The 17,585-nt window shown below is 65.4% G+C and carries 15 protein-coding genes and 1 riboswitch; of the genes, 5 read left to right on the top strand and 10 right to left on the bottom strand.

Annotated features, from left to right (window positions below):
* Positions 1-100: 100 nt before the first annotated feature.
* Positions 101-1,090: a Tim44 domain-containing protein gene (locus tag J2Y63_RS17515; RefSeq protein ID WP_435267125.1), complete on the top strand. Its 990-nt coding sequence runs from the start codon at positions 101-103 to the stop codon at positions 1,088-1,090.
* A 64-nt stretch (positions 1,091-1,154) separates the two neighbouring features.
* On the opposite strand, the gene J2Y63_RS17510 is transcribed toward J2Y63_RS17515, so the two are convergent.
* The 4 genes from J2Y63_RS17510 to J2Y63_RS17495 form a co-directional block, all read right to left on the bottom strand.
* Positions 1,155-1,772: an ABC-type transport auxiliary lipoprotein family protein gene (locus J2Y63_RS17510; protein ID WP_435267124.1), complete on the bottom strand. Its 618-nt coding sequence runs from the start codon at positions 1,770-1,772 to the stop codon at positions 1,155-1,157.
* A gap of 135 nt (positions 1,773-1,907) precedes the next feature.
* On the bottom strand, positions 1,908-3,278 hold the full coding sequence (locus J2Y63_RS17505; protein WP_435267123.1) for an MlaD family protein: 1,371 nt from the start codon (positions 3,276-3,278) through the stop codon (positions 1,908-1,910).
* A 61-nt stretch (positions 3,279-3,339) separates the two neighbouring features.
* Positions 3,340-4,125, bottom strand: a complete 786-nt coding sequence (locus J2Y63_RS17500) for an ABC transporter ATP-binding protein (protein ID WP_435267122.1) — start codon at positions 4,123-4,125, stop codon at positions 3,340-3,342.
* Positions 4,126-4,133: 8 nt separating this feature from the next.
* Positions 4,134-5,222: an MlaE family lipid ABC transporter permease subunit gene (locus J2Y63_RS17495; protein ID WP_435267210.1), complete on the bottom strand. Its 1,089-nt coding sequence runs from the start codon at positions 5,220-5,222 to the stop codon at positions 4,134-4,136.
* Positions 5,223-5,423: 201 nt separating this feature from the next.
* Between J2Y63_RS17495 and dgcA the strand changes: the two genes are divergently transcribed.
* Entirely contained in the window at positions 5,424-6,407 is a 984-nt protein-coding gene (gene dgcA / locus J2Y63_RS17490) for an N-acetyl-D-Glu racemase DgcA (protein WP_435267121.1), read from the top strand.
* Here dgcA and J2Y63_RS17485 read toward each other — a convergent pair.
* Positions 6,377-7,594, bottom strand: coding sequence for an MFS transporter (locus tag J2Y63_RS17485; protein ID WP_435267120.1), 1,218 nt, complete (start codon positions 7,592-7,594; stop codon positions 6,377-6,379). The genes dgcA and J2Y63_RS17485 overlap by 31 nt on opposite strands.
* A 121-nt stretch (positions 7,595-7,715) precedes the next feature.
* Positions 7,716-8,552, bottom strand: coding sequence for a UDP-2,3-diacylglucosamine diphosphatase (locus J2Y63_RS17480; protein WP_256115643.1), 837 nt, complete (start codon positions 8,550-8,552; stop codon positions 7,716-7,718).
* A 235-nt stretch (positions 8,553-8,787) separates the two neighbouring features.
* On the opposite strand from J2Y63_RS17480, the gene J2Y63_RS17475 reads away from it, so the two are divergent.
* Positions 8,788-11,100, top strand: a complete 2,313-nt coding sequence (locus J2Y63_RS17475) for an NADP-dependent malic enzyme (protein WP_435267119.1) — start codon at positions 8,788-8,790, stop codon at positions 11,098-11,100.
* Between the two features lie 17 nt (positions 11,101-11,117).
* Here the strand turns inward: J2Y63_RS17475 and J2Y63_RS17470 are convergent, their stop codons facing one another.
* A complete protein-coding gene (locus J2Y63_RS17470; protein ID WP_435267118.1) occupies positions 11,118-11,480 on the bottom strand; it encodes a winged helix-turn-helix transcriptional regulator in 363 nt (120 codons plus the stop codon).
* 110 nt (positions 11,481-11,590) lie between these two features.
* On the opposite strand from J2Y63_RS17470, the gene J2Y63_RS17465 reads away from it, so the two are divergent.
* Complete coding sequence (locus J2Y63_RS17465) at positions 11,591-12,298, top strand: glutathione S-transferase family protein (RefSeq protein ID WP_435267117.1); 708 nt, start codon at positions 11,591-11,593, stop codon at positions 12,296-12,298.
* Between the two features lie 115 nt (positions 12,299-12,413).
* Here J2Y63_RS17465 and J2Y63_RS17460 read toward each other — a convergent pair whose 3' ends face one another.
* Positions 12,414-14,024 carry an ABC-F family ATP-binding cassette domain-containing protein gene (locus J2Y63_RS17460; protein ID WP_435267116.1) on the bottom strand — a complete coding sequence of 537 codons (1,611 nt, stop codon included), beginning with the start codon at positions 14,022-14,024 and terminating at the stop codon, positions 12,414-12,416.
* A gap of 154 nt (positions 14,025-14,178) precedes the next feature.
* Entirely contained in the window at positions 14,179-15,219 is a 1,041-nt protein-coding gene (locus tag J2Y63_RS17455) for a phytanoyl-CoA dioxygenase family protein (protein ID WP_435267115.1), read from the bottom strand.
* A 295-nt stretch (positions 15,220-15,514) separates the two neighbouring features.
* On the opposite strand from J2Y63_RS17455, the gene J2Y63_RS17450 reads away from it, so the two are divergent.
* On the top strand, positions 15,515-16,618 hold the full coding sequence (locus J2Y63_RS17450) for a DUF2865 domain-containing protein (RefSeq protein ID WP_435267114.1): 1,104 nt from the start codon (positions 15,515-15,517) through the stop codon (positions 16,616-16,618).
* Here J2Y63_RS17450 and bluB read toward each other — a convergent pair.
* Complete coding sequence (gene bluB / locus J2Y63_RS17445) at positions 16,611-17,303, bottom strand: 5,6-dimethylbenzimidazole synthase (protein WP_435267113.1); 693 nt, start codon at positions 17,301-17,303, stop codon at positions 16,611-16,613. The two genes, J2Y63_RS17450 and bluB, sit on opposite strands and share 8 nt — an antisense overlap.
* Before the next feature lie 45 nt (positions 17,304-17,348).
* Positions 17,349-17,570, bottom strand: a riboswitch (cobalamin riboswitch).
* Positions 17,571-17,585 lie beyond the last annotated feature (15 nt).

Below are 17,585 nucleotides of genomic sequence, written 5' to 3'. Positions count from 1 at the left end.
GATCACGGCGTCTTTTCGCGGTCAAAACCCTTAAATTCCGCGCTCTTACCCTCTATATGCGTTTCGACGCGCCGGTCGGCGCATGGGAAGAGAGACGGAAATGATCTTGATACAGGGCTTTGCACGGTTTCTGGCGACGATCGCGGTGGCGGTCATGGTGATGATGACGATGGTCGACTTTGCGGAAGCACGCCGCGCCGGCGGTGGTTTCGGCAGCCGCGGCACCCGGACCTTCCAGACGCCCTCGACGACGCGCACCGCGCCGCTGGATGCCCAGCCGATCGACCGCACCATGACGCGCCAGCAGTCCGCCCAGCCCTCGGCAAACCGCACCACGACGGCCAATGGCCAGCGCCCCGGCCTGTTCGGCGGCTTCGGCGGCTCGCTCATCGGCGGCCTGATGCTCGGCGGCCTCGTCGGTATGCTGCTCGGCCAGGGCCTCGGCGGTGGCATCGGCTTCCTCGGCCTCATCCTGCAAGTGCTGCTGATCGCCGGCGTCTTCCTGTTCCTGCGCCGTATGTTCGCGCAGAAGAACGCGCCCGCCTATGCCGGCCCCGGCAATGCGCAGGCCCGCAACGCCTATCAGACTGGCGGCTCGGATTTCGAAATCCCGCGCATCGGCGGCGGCAATCGCCAGGCGGCAGCAGCGGCGGTGCAGCCGAAAGCCGGCGGCGACGAGATCGGCGTCAAGCCGGAAGACCTCCAACAGTTCGAGGGCCTCCTGAAGGAATTGCAGGCGGCCTATGCCGCGGAAGATTTCCGCACGCTGCGCCAGATCACCACGCCGGAGGCGATGTCCTATCTCGCCGAAGAGCTCAGCGACAACGCCACGCAGGGCCTGAAGAACGAGGTGCGCGACATCCACCTCGTGCAGGGCGACGTTGCGGAGGCCTGGAGTGAAGGCGCGGACGATTATGCGACGGTGGCCATGCGCTACGAGAGAATCGACGTGATGCGCGACCGCGCGACCGGCAAGCTTGTCTCCGGCGATCCAGACAACCTTACAGAGGCCGTCGAAATCTGGACCTTCGTGCGCCGCAACGGCGCCGAGTGGAAGGTCTCGGCCATTCAGGGCGTGCAGGGCGCCTGATGTGACAAGGCCGTGCGCTGCGATCCGCAGCGCACGGCCTTTTTTGATTCTCACGAATGCATGATCAGATCGCGGCGAGCGTCCAGCCCACGATGTCGGCGGTGACCGCGGCGAAGGCCGCATCGAGCGCCTTCACGAAGGCCGTGTTTCCCGTTCCGCCAACCGGCACTGCCGCGCGAAAAACCTTTTGCGCCCGAACCGTGCCGTTACGATCGTTGAGCAGCTTTGCGGAAATCTCCACCACGGCGGTATCCGCGCCGGCGGTCTCCACCTCGAAGGTGCGGATATCGGTGGCGACCTGGTAGTCGATCGCCAGGCCCTCGCCCGGCTTGCCGACGCCGCCGACAAGGCCGGTATTTTCAAACGCCTGCACGAGCTTCGCCTGCACCATCTTGGTCAGGCTGTCGCTCCATTGAGCGCCGGCGAGATACTGGATTTCCGAGGGGGACGGGCGGATGACGATCTGCCCGCTGTCGAGCGCCTTCAGCGCGGACGGCTGCGGCACGAGGATCTGCCTGTTCTTGGCCGACGGGCCTTGCACCGAAGCGGTGGAAGAGAGCGCGTAGGTGTCGTTCTTGGCCTGTGTGCTGCCGCAGGCGGCAAGCGTGGCAGCCAGAACGGCGATCAGCGCGGCGCGCGCCGCAGTCCCGTTCCGCAACAAACCCATACCCGATACCGTCATGTCGTCCTCAAACCCTTACGCCACGAATCTGTATCAGGGGCATGGCACGCTGTCACGGTTGCGGAGGCGGACAAAATCGCGTCCGGCATCCGGCTGTTAACCATTGTGGAGATAGGGCCACACTTGCGGGCGAAATCAACGCCTTGTGCGGCCGTCATACTGCTTGACCGTCTCGCCGCCGAAGAGCAGGCGCTGCGGATCGCGCTCGAAACCGGAGATCGCGCTGTCGAGATTCTGGATCGTGCGCCGCGTATCGAGCACCAGCGCCTCGACGTCACGCAGGCCGGAGCCGGAGAAGCGTTGCAGCCCGTCGGCGATCGGGCCGATCCGGCCGTTCAGCGTGTCCGCCGCCTGCTTGATCGATTGCAGCGTCGCCTTGGCTTCCGCGAAGAGCGATTCGGAATCGCCCTCGCCCAGGAAGCCGTCGAGCTTGGCGAGCACGCCGTCGACGCGCGTGGAGGCGGCGTTCAACTTGTTCGACATCTGCTGCACGTCGGTGATGATCTGGTCGATATCCTCTTTGCGCGCGCCAATGCGGTCGGCGACACCCGTCACCGAGGCGATGGCCTTGCGCGCATCCGCGGTCGCGACCGAGATATTGTCGATCGCGCCACCGACCTTCTGCGGGTCGACTGCGGCGATCAGGCCATCGACCTTGTCGAGCGTCGTCGTCGCCCGCTTGCCGAAGGTGTCGAAGGTCTCGGCCGTCTTGCGGAACCCTTCGACGGTGGTCTTGATATCGCCGGAGGCGTCCGCAATGTCCTTGCTGATCTTGTCGACATTGCCGACGAAGTCTTCGACCTTCTTGGGATCGACCGCCTTGATCAGGTCGTCGACGGAGGCGAGCGTCGTATCGAGCCGGGTCGAAAGATTGCGGAAGGTTTCAGACAGGCCGCCGACGCTTTGCAGGAATTCGTCGATCTTCTCGCCGTTGCGGGCGAGCGAGCCGGAAAACTGCTCGGCATTGCGGATCGTCGTGGTAAGCGGCCCGCGCGCATCGGCGACGAAACCCTGGATATCGGTAATCGCCGTGTCGGCGCGTTTCAGGATCTTGTCGGCTGTCGACAGGATGTTCGTCACGCTCGACTGTTCGGCCTTGAGAACCGCCGGCACTTCGCTGTCGAAGGCCTGGCGAAGGATGTTCTCGTCGCCACCATTGCCGCCCGAAAGCTCGATGTAAGCCGCACCGGTCAGCCCCTGTACTTCCAGAACCGCCGTCGTGGACTTCTTGACCGGCGCGCTGGTCGAGACTTCCGTCATGGCGACGGAGAAACGCGGGTCTTCGGCATCGATCGCGAGGCTGCGCACCGAGCCGACGGGGATACCGTTGAAGCGCACCGGGGAGCCGATGCTGAGGCCGTTCGCGGAGCCCGGAATGCGGATCGCGAGCTGCGCCATCTCGCCGCCGCGGCCATATTGCGACATCCAGTAGACGAAGGCGAAGGCGGCGGCCATGACGAGCACGGTGAAGAAACCGACAAGGGCGTAGTTGGCTTTCGTTTCCATGCGTTCCGGTTATCCTGCTCGCAAATCCATCCACCGGGGCGAAAAAGCCCCGGACACTCCTTCACGCATTGCGGACGATCGACCGCGCGCGTTTGCCCTGGAAATAGGACTGCACCCACGCATCGTCAAAGGCCAGCATGTCCTCGATCGTGCCTTCGACCATGACTTTCTTGTTCCCGAGAACAGCAATGCGGTCGCAGACCGAAAACAGGCTGTCGAGATCGTGAGTCACCATATACACGGTCAGTCCCAGGGTGTCGCGCAGTTTGGCGATCAGCTCATCGAATTCGGCCGCGCCGATCGGGTCGAGACCGGAGGTCGGCTCATCGAGGAAAACGAGGTTTGGATCGAGCGCCAGCGCACGCGCCAGTGCCGCACGCTTGATCATGCCGCCGGAAAGTTCGGACGGATATTTGTCCGCTGCTTCCGGCGCGAGGCCCACCAGCTCGATCTTCAGCCGCGCCAGCTCGTCCATCATCGCCTGCGGCAGGTCGAGATATTCGCGCATCGGCACCTGGATATTCTCCTTGACCGTCAGCGCGGAAAACAGCGCACCGTGCTGGAAAAGCACGCCGAGCTTCATGTCGAGCCGGAGCCGCTCCTCTTCCGTCGCCTTGTCGAAGTCCACGCCGAAGATGCGGATGGCGCCGGAGCGGCGCGGCAGCAGGCGCAGGACCGTGCGCATCAGCACCGACTTGCCGGTGCCGGACGCGCCGACGAAGCCGAGAATCTCGCCGCGATAGATGTCGAGGTTGAGCTCATCGAGCACGACATTGCTGCCGAAGCCGACGGTCAGGTCCTTCACCGAAAGCACCACGTCGTCCTGTTTTGCCGAAACCTGATCCATCAGTGTCCTCAGAAGTCGATTGCGGCGTAGAACATGGCGAAAAGGCCGTCGACGAGGATGACCACGAAAATGGACTTCACCACGGCGGCCGTGACGTGGCGGCCGAGCGATTCGGCGCTGCCGCCCACCTTCAAGCCTTCCACGGAGGCGACGATGCCGATGATCAGCGCCATGAAGGGCGCCTTGATCATGCCGGAAACGATCGTCGAAAGGTCGATCGCCTCGCGCAGCCGCGACAGGAACGTATCGAAGGTGATGCCGGAATAGGACCAGGAGACGAAGGCGGCCCCCAGCAGCGCCGCGAAGTTGGCGATAATGGTGAGCAGCGGCAGCGCAATCGTCAGCGCCACGAGCCGCGGGAACACCAGCACGCCGATCGGGCTGAGGCCCATGACCTTCAGCGCGTCGATCTCCTCGCGCATCTTCATCGAGCCGATTTCGGCGGTGATTGCGCTGCCAGAGCGGCCGGCGATCATGATGGCGGTGAGTAGCACGCCGATTTCGCGCAGCTGGAGAATGCCCACGAGGTCGACGACGAAGACTTCCGCGCCGAAATAACGGAGCTGGAAGGCCCCCTGCTGCGCGATGATCGCGCCGATCAGGAAGGACATCAGCAGGATGATCGGCACGGCGCGCACGCCCATGCGGTCGATCTGGTGGACGATCGCCGCCGGCGACAGGCCGCTCTGCCGGCCAAGCTTGAGCTGGGCGCCGCGCACCGCCGAGCCGAGGATGAACATGGCGGCGACCGTGTCGTCCCACACCTCCACCATGACACGGCCGACAGGTTCGAAAACGCGCTCGAACAGCGTCTTGCGCTCGCCGTCACCGTCGCCGGGCTCGGCGAGCTTTTCCGGCAGGGCGGAGATCAAGTCGGCGTAGTTGGCGCCCTCGCGGTCGGTGAGGCTCACATCGGCGCCACCGGCCTGCCGCTCGGTGATCGCGCGGCGCAGCAGCCAGGCACCGGCGGTATCCATGGCCGCGACACCGCTGAGGTCGATCTCCAACGCGCCGCCCTGCCCGCGGCCAAGCTCCGCGAGCCGCTTGCTGGCGGCAACTGCGGACGCGTTCACCCATTCGCCGGTGAGACGCCAGATCTCCCCGCCATTGCCGGGCAGGCTTTCGGTCGCGATGTCGAGTGAGGTACGGGCAGCGGCGGTCAAGTCTCTTGCATCTTCCCGTGTGCTGGGGACAACATGCGCCTGTCTTATCGGCTCGTCGCCCCTCTGTCACCGAACGAACCGGCAAAAGCCGCGCCACGCCTCGATTTTTTCGGGGACCATGCCAGGATCGACACAATGCACCGCACCTTGCTCGCCACGCCGGAAACCTTCCCGATTGCCGGAACCTTCACCATTTCGCGTGGCGCAAAGACGATGGCCGAGGTGGTGACCTGCACGATCGGCGCTTCAGGCCTTATCGGCCGGGGCGAATGCGTGCCCTATGCGCGCTACGGCGAATCGGTCGCCGGCGTGCTCGCGGCCATCGAAGAGATGCGCGGCGCGGTCGAGGACGGCATCGGCCGCGAGGAACTCGCCCGGGTCATGCCAGCCGGGGCGGCGCGCAACGCGCTCGACTGCGCGCTCTGGGATCTCGAAGCCAAACTCTCCGGCGTGCCGACCTGGCAGGTGATCAACACGAGCGCCCCGCAAAACCTCGTCACCGCCTATACGCTCTCGCTCGGCGAGCCCGAAGCCATGCAGCGGCAGGCGGCGGAACAGTCCTGGCGGGCGCTGCTCAAGGTAAAGGTCGGGACAGCGGACGATGCCGCGCGCATCCGCGCCGTGCGCGCCGGGGCGCCGGAAAGCGCCATCATCCTCGATGCGAACGAGGGCTGGACGGCAGAAAACCTCGCTCATCATTTTTCGATCTGCGCCGAGGCGCGCATCGCGCTGGTCGAGCAGCCGCTTCCGGCCGGCGATGATTCGGCCCTGCGCGGCCTCGCCCGTCCCATTCCCGTCTGCGCCGACGAGAGCGTGCACCGCACCGAGGACGTGGAGAGCCTCGTCGACCGCTATGACGCGATCAACATCAAGCTCGACAAGGCGGGCGGGTTGACGGAGGCGCTGGCGCTGCGCGAGACGGCAAAGCGGCATGGCCTCAAGATCATGGTCGGCTGCATGGTCGGCACGTCGCTCGGCATGGCGCCCGCCGTCCTGCTGGCGCAGGGCGCCGATTTCGTCGATCTCGACGGCCCGCTGCTGCTTGCCAAAGACCGGGAGCCCGGCCTGCACTACGAGGGCTCCTCCGTCTATCCGCCGGAAGCGACACTCCGGGGCTGAGCATGCGGTGCGACGAGCCGGCCGGCAATGACCGAGACGAGGCCTGCCGCTGCGACGAGCGACATGAGGTAAAAACCCTGCACGCCGTACCAGCTGAAGGCATAGCCCGACAGGAAGGTGGCGAGCGCCGTGAAAATGCCGGTGTAGAAGAAATAGAGCCCCTGGGCGGCCGCCTCCTGCTCCTCCGCCACGCGCTCCACCAGCCGGCTCTGCACGCTCATGTGGATGATCGCGTAAGTGAAGGCATGCAGACATTGCAGCATGAAGTAGCCGGCGAAGGACATTTCCATCGGAAAGAGGATCCAGCGGGCGACGGCGACCGTGCTGCCGAAGATCATCATGGACCACAGGTTGAAGCGCCGCCGAAGCTGGACGGCAAAGAGGAAGAAAACCACCTCCGCCAGCACGCCGGCGCTCCACAGGATGCCGACGTCCACGCCGCTGAAACCCATCTTCTGCCAGTAGATCGCCGAAAAGGCGAAGAGCATGGCGTGGCTGGCATTGACGAGGGAGACGCCAATCAGCATGAGCTGCACATCCCTTTGGCGCAGCGTGCTCGTTCGCGGCACTTCGGCAATCGCAGTGATCGGCGAAGGCCGGCGCGGCTTGCCGATCCTGGGGGCGATCACGGCGCCGAGCACCGTCAGCACGAAGGCGGCCGCCATCGCCGGCAGCACCATGGCGCCGCCATAGAGCCCGGCAAGCCAGCCGCCGATCATCGTCGCGACGATGAACGCGAGCGAGCCCCAGAGCCGCATCTTGCCATAATCGAAATTCCAGCGCCGTACGCCGGACAGCATGATCGCCTCGGTGATCGGCACATAGGGTGAATAGACCGCACCTTGCAGCGTGTAGAGCAGCAGCACCGGCCAGAAGGAGCCGGTTGCAAAGAGCGCGATCGCGGTTGCAAGCGAAAGCAGCGCCGACCAGATCAGCACGATCGAGCGCTCGCCGATCCGGTCCGCAATGATGCCGGCGACCGGCGCCGTGAAGACGCGCACGAACAGCGGCACGGCCAGCACGATGCCGATCTGGAAATCGCTCATCGACAAGGTTTCGAGCCAGACCGGAAAGAACGGCAGCGCAATACCGTTGACCATCATCGGCGCACAGAAAACGAGGGCGATGCGCGCGGCGAAGAACGGCGGCGCGCCTGAGGTCACGGTAAACCCGGAAGGGGCAGTCATTGGCGGGAAACCTGCGTTGGGAGACGCTCCGGGCTCTAGCACGCCGATGTACTTACGCCAATCCGCTATTTCTACCGGACGCCATTGCGGCCGAAATCGGCGGCAATACGGGAACGCCGCGTCAGGCGGCTTCCGCCCCGGCAGGCTCGATGGCGCCGATGTTGCGCGAGGCGAGCGCGACCGGCACGGTCGAGGTCGAAATCTTCTGCCAGGTGATCAGTTCCATTTCGCCGTCATGATGTTCGGCGATCGCCGTGCAGCTTTCCACCCAGTCGCCGCTGTTGATGTAGCGGATGCCGTCGATCTCGGTGATGACGGCATGGTGGATGTGGCCGCAGATCACGCCGTCGGCATTGTTGCGCCGTGCCTCTTCGGCCACCACCTTCTGGAACTCGCCGATGAAGTTGACCGCCGATTTCACCTGCTGCTTGGCCCAGGAGGAGAACGACCAGTAGGGCAGCCCGAGCCTCCGGCGCACCGCGGCAAAGACGACGTTGATGGCGATGGCGGCGTCATAGGCCCAGTCGCCGAGATAGGCGACGACGCGGGCGTGGCGCACCACGACGTCGAACTCGTCGCCATGCAGCACGAGGTAGCGCTTGCCGTCGGCGCCTTCATGGATGATGCGCTGCGCCACCTCGACGCCGCCGAAATGCGTGCCGGGGAATTCGCGCAGGAATTCGTCGTGGTTGCCGGGGATGTAGATGATGCGCGTGCCCTTGCGCGCCTTGCGCAGGAACTTCTGCGTGACGTCGTTGAAGGCCTGCGGCCAGTACCAGTTGCGCTTGAGGCGCCAGCCGTCGACGATGTCGCCGACGAGCACGATCGTCTCCGCTTCATGGTGACGCAGGAAATCGATCAGGAAATCCGCCTTGGCCGCTTTCGATCCCAGATGCACATCCGAGATGAACAGCGTGCGGAAATGACGGACATTCGGGTCGGCGAGGGTCGCAGTCATGCCTTGGTCTCCGGGTGGCCGGCCGCCGCAAACATCTTCATAACGGGCGGCTTTGGCTCCGTTGAAAACCAGACTCCTGTTTCAAATTGATGACACACCTATGCATTTCCTGTCCGCAAATAGGCATTGCACAGGTCGCTGATTGCGGCTTTATGGAATGTTCCGGAAACTTCACGTAGCGGCGGTTTCATGGCAGAAAGAGCCGCAACGAAAACAGCATATGACAGGGAGCACCATGAGCACGGGCGATAAATCGAGGACGCAGGACGGACCCGCAAGCGGCGATATCGATCAGCAGGCTCTCTTCTTCCACCGCCATCCCCGCCCCGGCAAGCTCGAGATCACCCCCACCAAGCCGCTCGGCAACCAGCGCGACCTGGCGCTCGCCTATTCGCCCGGCGTCGCCGCCCCCTGTCTCGCCATCCGCGACGACCCAAGCACGGCCGCTGATTATACGGCCCGCGCCAACCTCGTCGCCGTCGTCTCGAACGGCACGGCCGTGCTCGGCCTCGGCAATATCGGCCCGCTCGCCTCCAAGCCCGTGATGGAGGGCAAGGCGGTGCTCTTCAAGAAATTCGCCGGCATCGACGTCTTCGACATCGAGATCGACGCGCCGACCGTCGACGAGATGGTCAATGTCGTCTCCGCCCTGGAGCCGACCTTCGGCGGCATCAACCTGGAAGACATCAAGGCGCCGGAATGTTTCGAGGTCGAGCGCGAGTTGCGCGAGAAGATGGACATCCCCGTCTTCCACGACGACCAGCACGGCACGGCGATCATCGTCGCGGCCGCGGTGCTGAACGGCCTGGAGCTTGCCGGCAAGTCGCTGCATGAGGCGAAGATCGTAGCCTCGGGCGCCGGTGCGGCAGCGCTCGCCTGCCTCAACCAGCTCGTCGTGCTCGGCGCCAAGGTGGAGAACATCTGGGTGCACGACATCGAGGGCCTCGTCTACAAAGGCCGCGAAGCGCTGATGGACCAGTGGAAATCCGTCTATGCGCAGGAGACGGACAAGCGCCAGCTCTCCGAATCGATCGACGGCGCCGATGTCTTCCTAGGCCTGTCGGCCGCCGGCGTGCTGAAGCCAGAACTGCTCGCCCGCATGGCCGAGCGCCCGCTCATCATGGCGCTCGCCAACCCGACGCCGGAAATCATGCCGGAAGAGGCGCGCGCCGCGCGTCCCGACGCGATGATCTGCACCGGCCGCTCGGATTTCCCCAACCAGGTCAACAACGTTCTCTGCTTCCCTTACATCTTCCGCGGCGCGCTCGATTGCGGCGCGCGCACGATCAACGAGGAGATGAAGATGGCGGCGGTGCGCGCCATCGCGGCACTCGCCCGCGAGGAAGTGTCGGACGTCGCCGCGCGCGCCTATTCCGGCGACACGCCGAGCTTCGGCCCGAACTACCTGATCCCCTCGCCCTTCGATCAGCGCCTCATCCTGCGCATCGCGCCGGCCGTGGCGCGCGCGGCGGCGGAAACCGGCGTCGCGACACGCCCGATCACCGATTTCGACGCCTATCTCGACCAGCTCAACCGCTTCGTCTGGCGCTCCGGCTTCATCATGAAGCCGATCTTCGCCGCCGCGAAGAACGCTGCCAAGAAGCGCGTGATCTTCGCCGAAGGCGAGGACGAACGCGTGCTGCGCGCCGCCCAGGTGCTGCTGGAGGAGGAGATCGCCAAGCCGATCCTCATCGGCCGCCCGCATATCATCGAGACGCGCCTCAAGCGCTACGGCCTGCGCGTGCGCCCGCATGTGGATTTCGAGGTGGTGAACCCGGAAGACGATCCGCGCTTCCGTGACTATGTCGACGACTATTTCCGCATCGTCGGCCGCAAGGGCGTGATCCCCGAAGCCGCCCGCACCATCGTGCGCACGAACCAGACGGTCATCGGCGCGCTCGCCGTCAAGCGCGGCGAGGCGGATGCGCTGATCTGCGGCGTCGAAGGGCGCTATGCCCGCCACATGCGCGATGTCAGCCAGATCATCGGCAAGAAGGGCGGCGTGCTGAATTTCTCCGCCCTCAGCCTGCTGATCTCGCAGCGCGGCGCGACCTTCTTCACCGACACCTACGTCACCTGCGAGCCGACGGCTGCGGAAGTGGCGCAGATGACGGTGATGGCCGCCCAGGAAATCCGCCGCTTCGGCATCACGCCGCGCGCCGCCCTCGTCTCGCATTCGAATTTCGGGTCGCGCGATTCGGAAAGCGCCTTCAAGATGCGCAAAGCCATGGCGCTGGTGCGCGACATGGACCCGACGCTGGAAGCGGACGGCGAAATGCACGGCGATGCCGCGATCTCCGAGGCGCTGCGCCATCGCGTCATGCCGGATTCGACGCTGACGGGCGAAGCCAACCTGCTCGTCTTCCCGAACCTCGACGCCGCCAACATCGCGCTCGGCGTGGTGAAGACCATGACGGACTCGCTGCATGTCGGCCCGATCCTGCTCGGCGCTGCGCTTCCCGCCCATATCCTGTCGCCGTCCGCCACCTCGCGCGGCGTCGTCAACATGGCAGCGCTTGCCGTGGTGGAAGCCTCCTACCCGGTCTGATCGGAAATCCTTGCACCTTATGAAACGGCCGCCGCCTCGGTAGCCGTTTTCGTTTGCGCGACCGGGCGTGCCGCGTCGTGCGCCTCCCACCAATCGCCCAGCGCATCGACCAGCGGCATCAGCGTGTGGCCGGCGGGCGTGAGATCATATTCGACGCGCAGCGGATAGCCGTCGAAGACGGTGCGCTCGACGATGCCGGCCTGTTCCAGCTTGCGCAGTTCGAGCGTCAGGATGCGGTGCGAGACCGTGGGATTGTCGCGGCGAAGGTCGCTGAACCGCTTCGTGCCGTCCTTCAGATAGTAGATCAAGAGCGTCGGCCAGCGGCCGCCGAGCACCTGCATGACCTCCTCGATTGGGCAACGGGAAACGAGATCCTTCATGGCGGGCTCCGGCGTGGTGACAAAAATGTGCGTAATTTACATGGGGGCGGAGAGCGCTTAGGTCCAGTGTCGCTGCGCAGCGTGGTCAACAGAAATCACGGAGAACACCATTGGAACCGATCCTCATCTACGGCTTCCCCGCCGGAAGCTCCATGGGCCTCGTCTCGTCCCTCGAATGGCTCGGCAAGCCCTACAGGCTCTGCCGCGTCGACATGCTGGGCGAAATGCGCGACCCGTCCTATGCCCACCTCAACGCCCGGCACGAGACGCCGGCGCTCGTCACCGACGACGGCCGGGTCATCACCGAAACCATGGCGATCGCCCACTGGTTCGCCGCCCGCGATACGGAACGACACATCAGCTTCGATCCCACGTCTCCCGAAGCCGACCGCATGCACCAGCTGATGGCCTATCTCAACACCGGCTTCACCGGCGCCTTCAGCCCGCTCTGGTCGGCACTCGAGATGGAGACGCCGGACCCGGTGTTGCAGCAATCGCTGCGCACATGGGGCCGCAAGGCCGTCATCGAGCGGCATGACAAGCTGGAAGCCATGCTCGGCGACACGCCCTACCTTGTCGGCGACCGCCCCACCCTCGCAGACGGCGTCCTGATCGGCGTCGCCCGCTGGCTGGACTACCACGAGGTGGCACCCGCCAGCCGCTGGCCCCGCATCGAAGCCATCCGCCGCCGGCTGGAGGCAGACCCGGCGGTGCGCTTTGCAACAGCCCTCGAAGACGGCGAAACCCCGGCCGGCTCCGGCGCGTTCAAGGGGCACATACCGCTCGCCGAAGTCATCGAACGCTTCGGCCGCGCCTGACGGTGGAGGGCGGGGCTCAGCCCGGTTCAGATCGCCGCCGAGCCTCCTCCCCACTCTCGTCATCCTCGGGCTCGACCCGAGGATCCAGGCGGCGCCCGCTGCGTGGATGGTCGGGTCAAGCCCGACCATGACGGAGGAGAGGTGCACCCAAAAGCTCCAGCCGCCGCGTGATGCCGATCGCCTCCAGGAACGGTTCGTCATGGCTGACGACCAGCAGCGCGCCGTCATAGGCGCGCAGGCCCGCCTCCACCGCCTCGATCGAGTCGATGTCCAGATGGTTCGTCGGCTCGTCGAGGATGAGCAGCGGCGGCGGTGTGGCACCGCCGAGCACGCAGGCGAGGCCGGCGCGCAGCAACTGGCCGCCGCTGAGGCTGCCGACGCCCTGCAAGGCGGCATCGGCGCGGAACATGAAGCGCGCCAGCGCCGCCCGGCAGGCGTTTTCATCGGCATCCGCGTTGATCCGGCGAAAGTTGTCGCGGATCGACAGCGCCGGATCGAGCAGGCTCACGCGCTGGTCGAGCATGGCAAAGTCGGTGAAGCGGCGCACGCTTCCCTGCCAGGGCTGGAGGTCACCGGTGACGAGCCCTAGAAAGGTCGTCTTGCCGGAACCGTTCGGCCCCGTCACGGCGACCCGCTCCGGACCGGTCATGGCGAAGGAGAGGTCACGGATAACGGGCCGCTCCGGCAGATAGCCGGCCGTGGCGCCCTCCATCTTCAGCACCGATTTGCCTGCGGAGAGATGGGTCGGCGGCACGCTGACGGTCAGCGGCTGGAGGATTTCGATGCGCTCGCGCGCCGCCATCACGGCAGCCGCCGCCTGCCCCTGCCGGCTTTCGGCAAGCCGGGCGTTCGCGCCGCTGGTCAGTTCGCTGCGCTCCTTCATCGCGCCCAGCATGATGCGCGGGATGTCGCCCCTCGCCTTCTTGCGGCGTCCGGCGCTGTCCTTGCGCGCCTTGCGCTCGGCGATGGTCTGCATGGTGCGCGCCACCTCCGCGGCCTGCTTTTCCGCATCCGCAAGGTCGCGATGCGCGGCGGCGAGCTCCTGCGCCTTGCGGGCGCGATAGGCGCTCCAGTTGCCGCCGTACCTGTTAGCGCCAAGCGTGGTGAGTTCGACGATCCCGTCCATGGTTTCGAGCAGCTCGCGGTCGTGGCTGACGACGATCGCGCCGGCCCGCCAGCCGGCCAGCATGTCGATCACCGCCCGCCGCCCGTCGCGGTCGAGATTGTTCGTCGGTTCGTCGAGCAGCAGAAAATCCGGCTCCGCGAAGATAAGCGCGGCAAGTGCCGCCCGCGTGCGCTGCCCGCCGGAGAGCGACGCGAGCGGCGTGTCCGGCGCGGCCTCCAGCCCGACACGCGCCAGCGCCGCGCTGAGCCGCGTCTCCAGCGGCCAGTCGGCGTCGGCGAGTTCATGCGCCTCCGCCTCGCCGCGCTCGGCGCGGGCGAGCAGATCGAGCGCATCGACGATGCCGAACAGGCTGGCGATGGTCTCGTTGGCAAAGACCTGCACGCTCTGGCGCAACAGGCCTATCGTGCCGTCGACGGTGACGGTGCCGGCCTGTGGCACCAGATCGCCGGTGACGAGTTTCAGCAACGTCGTCTTGCCGACGCCATTGCGGCCGATCAGGCCGGCGCGCTCGGCGCCGAAGGTCAGGTCGAGATCGGAAAGAAGGGTGTGGCCGTCAGGCGTGGACCAGGTGATTTTGGAAAGCGTGATGGAATGCGGCATGGACGGAAAATTCCCCGAGGACAAAACGACGTCGATTTGTGGTCGGGTTGAAATCCATGGTGCACCATCCGGTCGGCATTGACGATGCCGGACATTTAGGGCCGGACCGGCCGCCTTGCAAGGGCAGCACGGCCGATCCGGCAATTCGTGAGGGTCAGGCCGAAGGCTGCTTCAGCCGCTTCGACCATTCATCGGCCTTGCCCTTGCCGGCATCCTTCCAGGGCGAGCCCTTGAGGCCGAGCTTGGCGCGAAAACCCATCGCATTGATGATCAGCCGGTTCATGCCGGACGCGATGAAGGGCAGCGAAGCGATGTGCAGGCCGGTGAACGGCAGGAACGGATTGCGGCGCAGCGATCCGTAGATCTCGATGCGCGTCGTCGTCTTGTAGCTCGGGCTGCGGGCATGGAAACCATGCGTATCGGCGACGATCAGCGTGTTGGCCTTGACCGTCATCTTGACCGGCTGGACATAACCCAGCGCCGAAAGCTCGTCCGGCATGATGCGCAGCGAGCCGCGGGCGGAGTATTTGTTCTCGATGGAATCGGCGTTCTCGCTGATGCGGCGCTCCCAGGCGAGGCGCTGCGGCGTCATCTCGTGCGAGCCCGGCACATAGGAGAACGGACCGTCTTCCTCGCCGACATCGCGCAGGAACAGCCAGGCCTTGGCGGTCGGCTGGAACGTATCGCTGTGCAGCGCTGTCTGCGGGTCCGTCGAGCCCTGCGTGACGACCGACGGCAGCGCCATCACCACCTGCACGACGAGCAGCGGCTGGCCGTCATGTGAGGAAACGTAGCGCAGCAGATTGGTCACGCGCGGATCGTTGCGCGCGGCCTTGAAGCCCGGCAGGCTTTCCAGATCGCTGTCGTCGATGATGGCGCGGCGGGTGACGGTCTCGCCCTGCAGCATGTCGTAACGCTCGAAATCGCGCTCGGCGATCTCGCGGGTGACAGCGGCAAAAACCTCGGGCGACAGAAAGTCTTCGATCTTCACGAAGCCGTTTTCGGCATATTGCCGGCGGTATTCCGGGGCAACGAGCTTTTCCAGCTTGGTGCGGCGCCAGGCCGCTATGCGCATGGCGAGCGAGACGCGCTTCTCGTGCAATCCCTTGCGGTTCAGCCATTTGCTGCCGATGACGGGATTGTCGGCGAAGGATTTTGCGCCGGATGCGAGCTGGAGCGCGTAGAATGGGCTCAACAAAACTGACGAAATCCGCATGTTCACCTGCCTGTGAAGGGCCGGTCTTCCGCCGAACGGCGGCTGCGCGGCGAAGGGCGCATAACCGGCTGTTGTATGTGCGCAGAGTGCTACACCAAGCCCCCGACGAGATCAATTGCGGGCAGCAGGCAAAAAGATGAATACGCAACTCATATTTTCCCGCGCGCATTAATCACAAATGCGGGAGCACGTTGCGCTTCCCTTCATGCAGCCTATGATAGGATATGCTTATGCGGCCGGATCGCGGCCCCGACAGTTTCACAGGATCGTCAATTTGAAAGGTTTGAGCCGCCTTCTGTTTGCCGTTGCGACCGGCTTACCGCTTCTGTTTTCAGGCGGCACGGCGGCAGCGGCGGTGTGCGAGCAGATCCAGGCGGAGCTTGCGAACCTGCCCAAGGTGGTGGTCGATACGGCGAGCGCGCGCAAATATGCCGGTGCCATCGCCCGCCAGAACATCCAGCTTCGCAAGGCCAAGAGCGACCAGCGCCGGCTCGGCTGCTCGGGCGGCAGCATCATCGTCGTCGGCGGCGCCAATGCGGCGGCCTGCGACACGCTCTCGACGGTCATCGGCAAGATGGAGCGCAACCTCGACATCCTTGACAAGAAGCGCCGCGAATTTGCCGGCGGCACCTCGTCGCAGGGCAAGCGCACCCGCCTGACCGCGCTGCTCGCAAGCAACGGCTGCAATGACGAAGCGAAGGTGGTGCCGATTGCGGCGACCGAAACGCTGCGCACGCTCGATGAAAAACGCACGCTCCCGCTCGGCACCACGCCGGAGGGCAGCGAGCGCCTGCAACTGCGCTCGCTCGGCGGCGGCTCCGGCCATGGCAACCTGCGCACCGTCTGCGTGCGCACCTGCGACGGCGGCTTCTTCCCGATCTCGTCGGGCGCAACCCCGCTCGATTTCCGCCGCGACCAGCAGGTTTGCGCGATGATGTGCCCCGAGACGCAGACCGAACTGTTCTACCAGTCGATGACGAACGGCCAGGAGACGGACCAGATGACCTCAACGGTCACCGGCCGGCCCTATTACGAAATGCCGAACGCCTTCTCCTATCGCACGCGCGACCTCTCCAAGCCCGGCGCCTGCGGCTGCAACCTCTCGGCCTATTACCAAGAGATGATCAAGCGCGAGAAGGCGCTGAAGGGCAACGAGACAGCGAACACCGGCAGGGATAGCGACGAGCAAGGCGGCTCGATCACCACCATCCACACGCTGCCGAAGAAGGACGAGACGCCGGCCAAGCTGCCGGTGAAGGTCGAGGAACGCGACTACGACCCGGCGAAGAGCAAGGTGCGCACGGTCGGTCCGGTTTTCCTGCCGGCCAACGAATCCGCCATCGACCTCGGCCGCCCGGCCGATGCCGGCGTCAACTGACGCCCGCGTCCGGCCAGCGCTCCTCAAACACCAGGTCCTCCAGCGGCAGGCGCTGCCGCCATCCCTTCACCGCAAGCTCCGGCTCGGCATAGAGGCGGTCGACCAGGCCGACGCAGAGCCAGGCGACGATCTCGACATGGTCTGGAATGCCGAGGATGTTTCGGATGTCGCTGTCGTGGAAGATGCTGACCCAGCCGACGCCCACCCCTTCCGCCCGCGCCGCAAGCCAGAGGTTCTGCACCGCACAGACCGTGGAATAGACATCCATGCGCGGATTGTGCGTGCGCCCCAGAACGACGGTCCCGCCGCGCGTCGGGTCGCAGGTGACGCAGATCGACAGCGGCGCCTTCAGGATGCCTTCGAGTTTCAACGCACGATACTGCGTCTGGCGGTCGCCGTCGAACATCGCCGCCGCTTCCGCATTCGCCTTCAGGAAGGCGGCATGCACCGCGCGCCGGGTCGCCTCGCTGCGCACCAGCAGAAAATTCCACGGCTGCATGAAGCCGACCGAGGGCGCGCTGTGGGCGGCGTGCAGCAGGCGGCCCACGAGATCGTTCGGCAAGGGATCGGGCAGAAACTGGTCGCGCACGTCGCGGCGCGTTTCGATGGCATGGTAGACGGCGGCCTTGTCCTCGCTGGAAAAGGCGCCCGCCCCGACCAGACGGTCGCACGGTTCGGCTCGCATCGTCATCTCCCCAACAATGCGCACAACCTTCCGCCGTCCGCGCGGTTCGGTCAATCTTGCCAGGCCGGTCTTCTGACTTCGGGTCACGCGCCCCGCACCTGCCTTCCCGGTTGAACAACCAGTGGCAAAAGCCTGAATCGATTCAAGCTTTTACGGTGCGAACCATCCCCGTCACAGCGCTGGGCACGTTCCGGACTTGAGGCTCTCGCCCGCACCGGATTCCCGATTCTCCTGCGAAACGCAGGCACCTGACGGAAACGATATGCGCATGGCTTGGCGGCG

It is taken from the genome of Shinella sp. BE166 (genome assembly GCF_051201095.1).
GTDB classification, from domain to species: domain Bacteria; phylum Pseudomonadota; class Alphaproteobacteria; order Rhizobiales; family Rhizobiaceae; genus Shinella; species Shinella lacus.
This window is presented reverse-complemented; position numbering and strand designations above follow the sequence as displayed.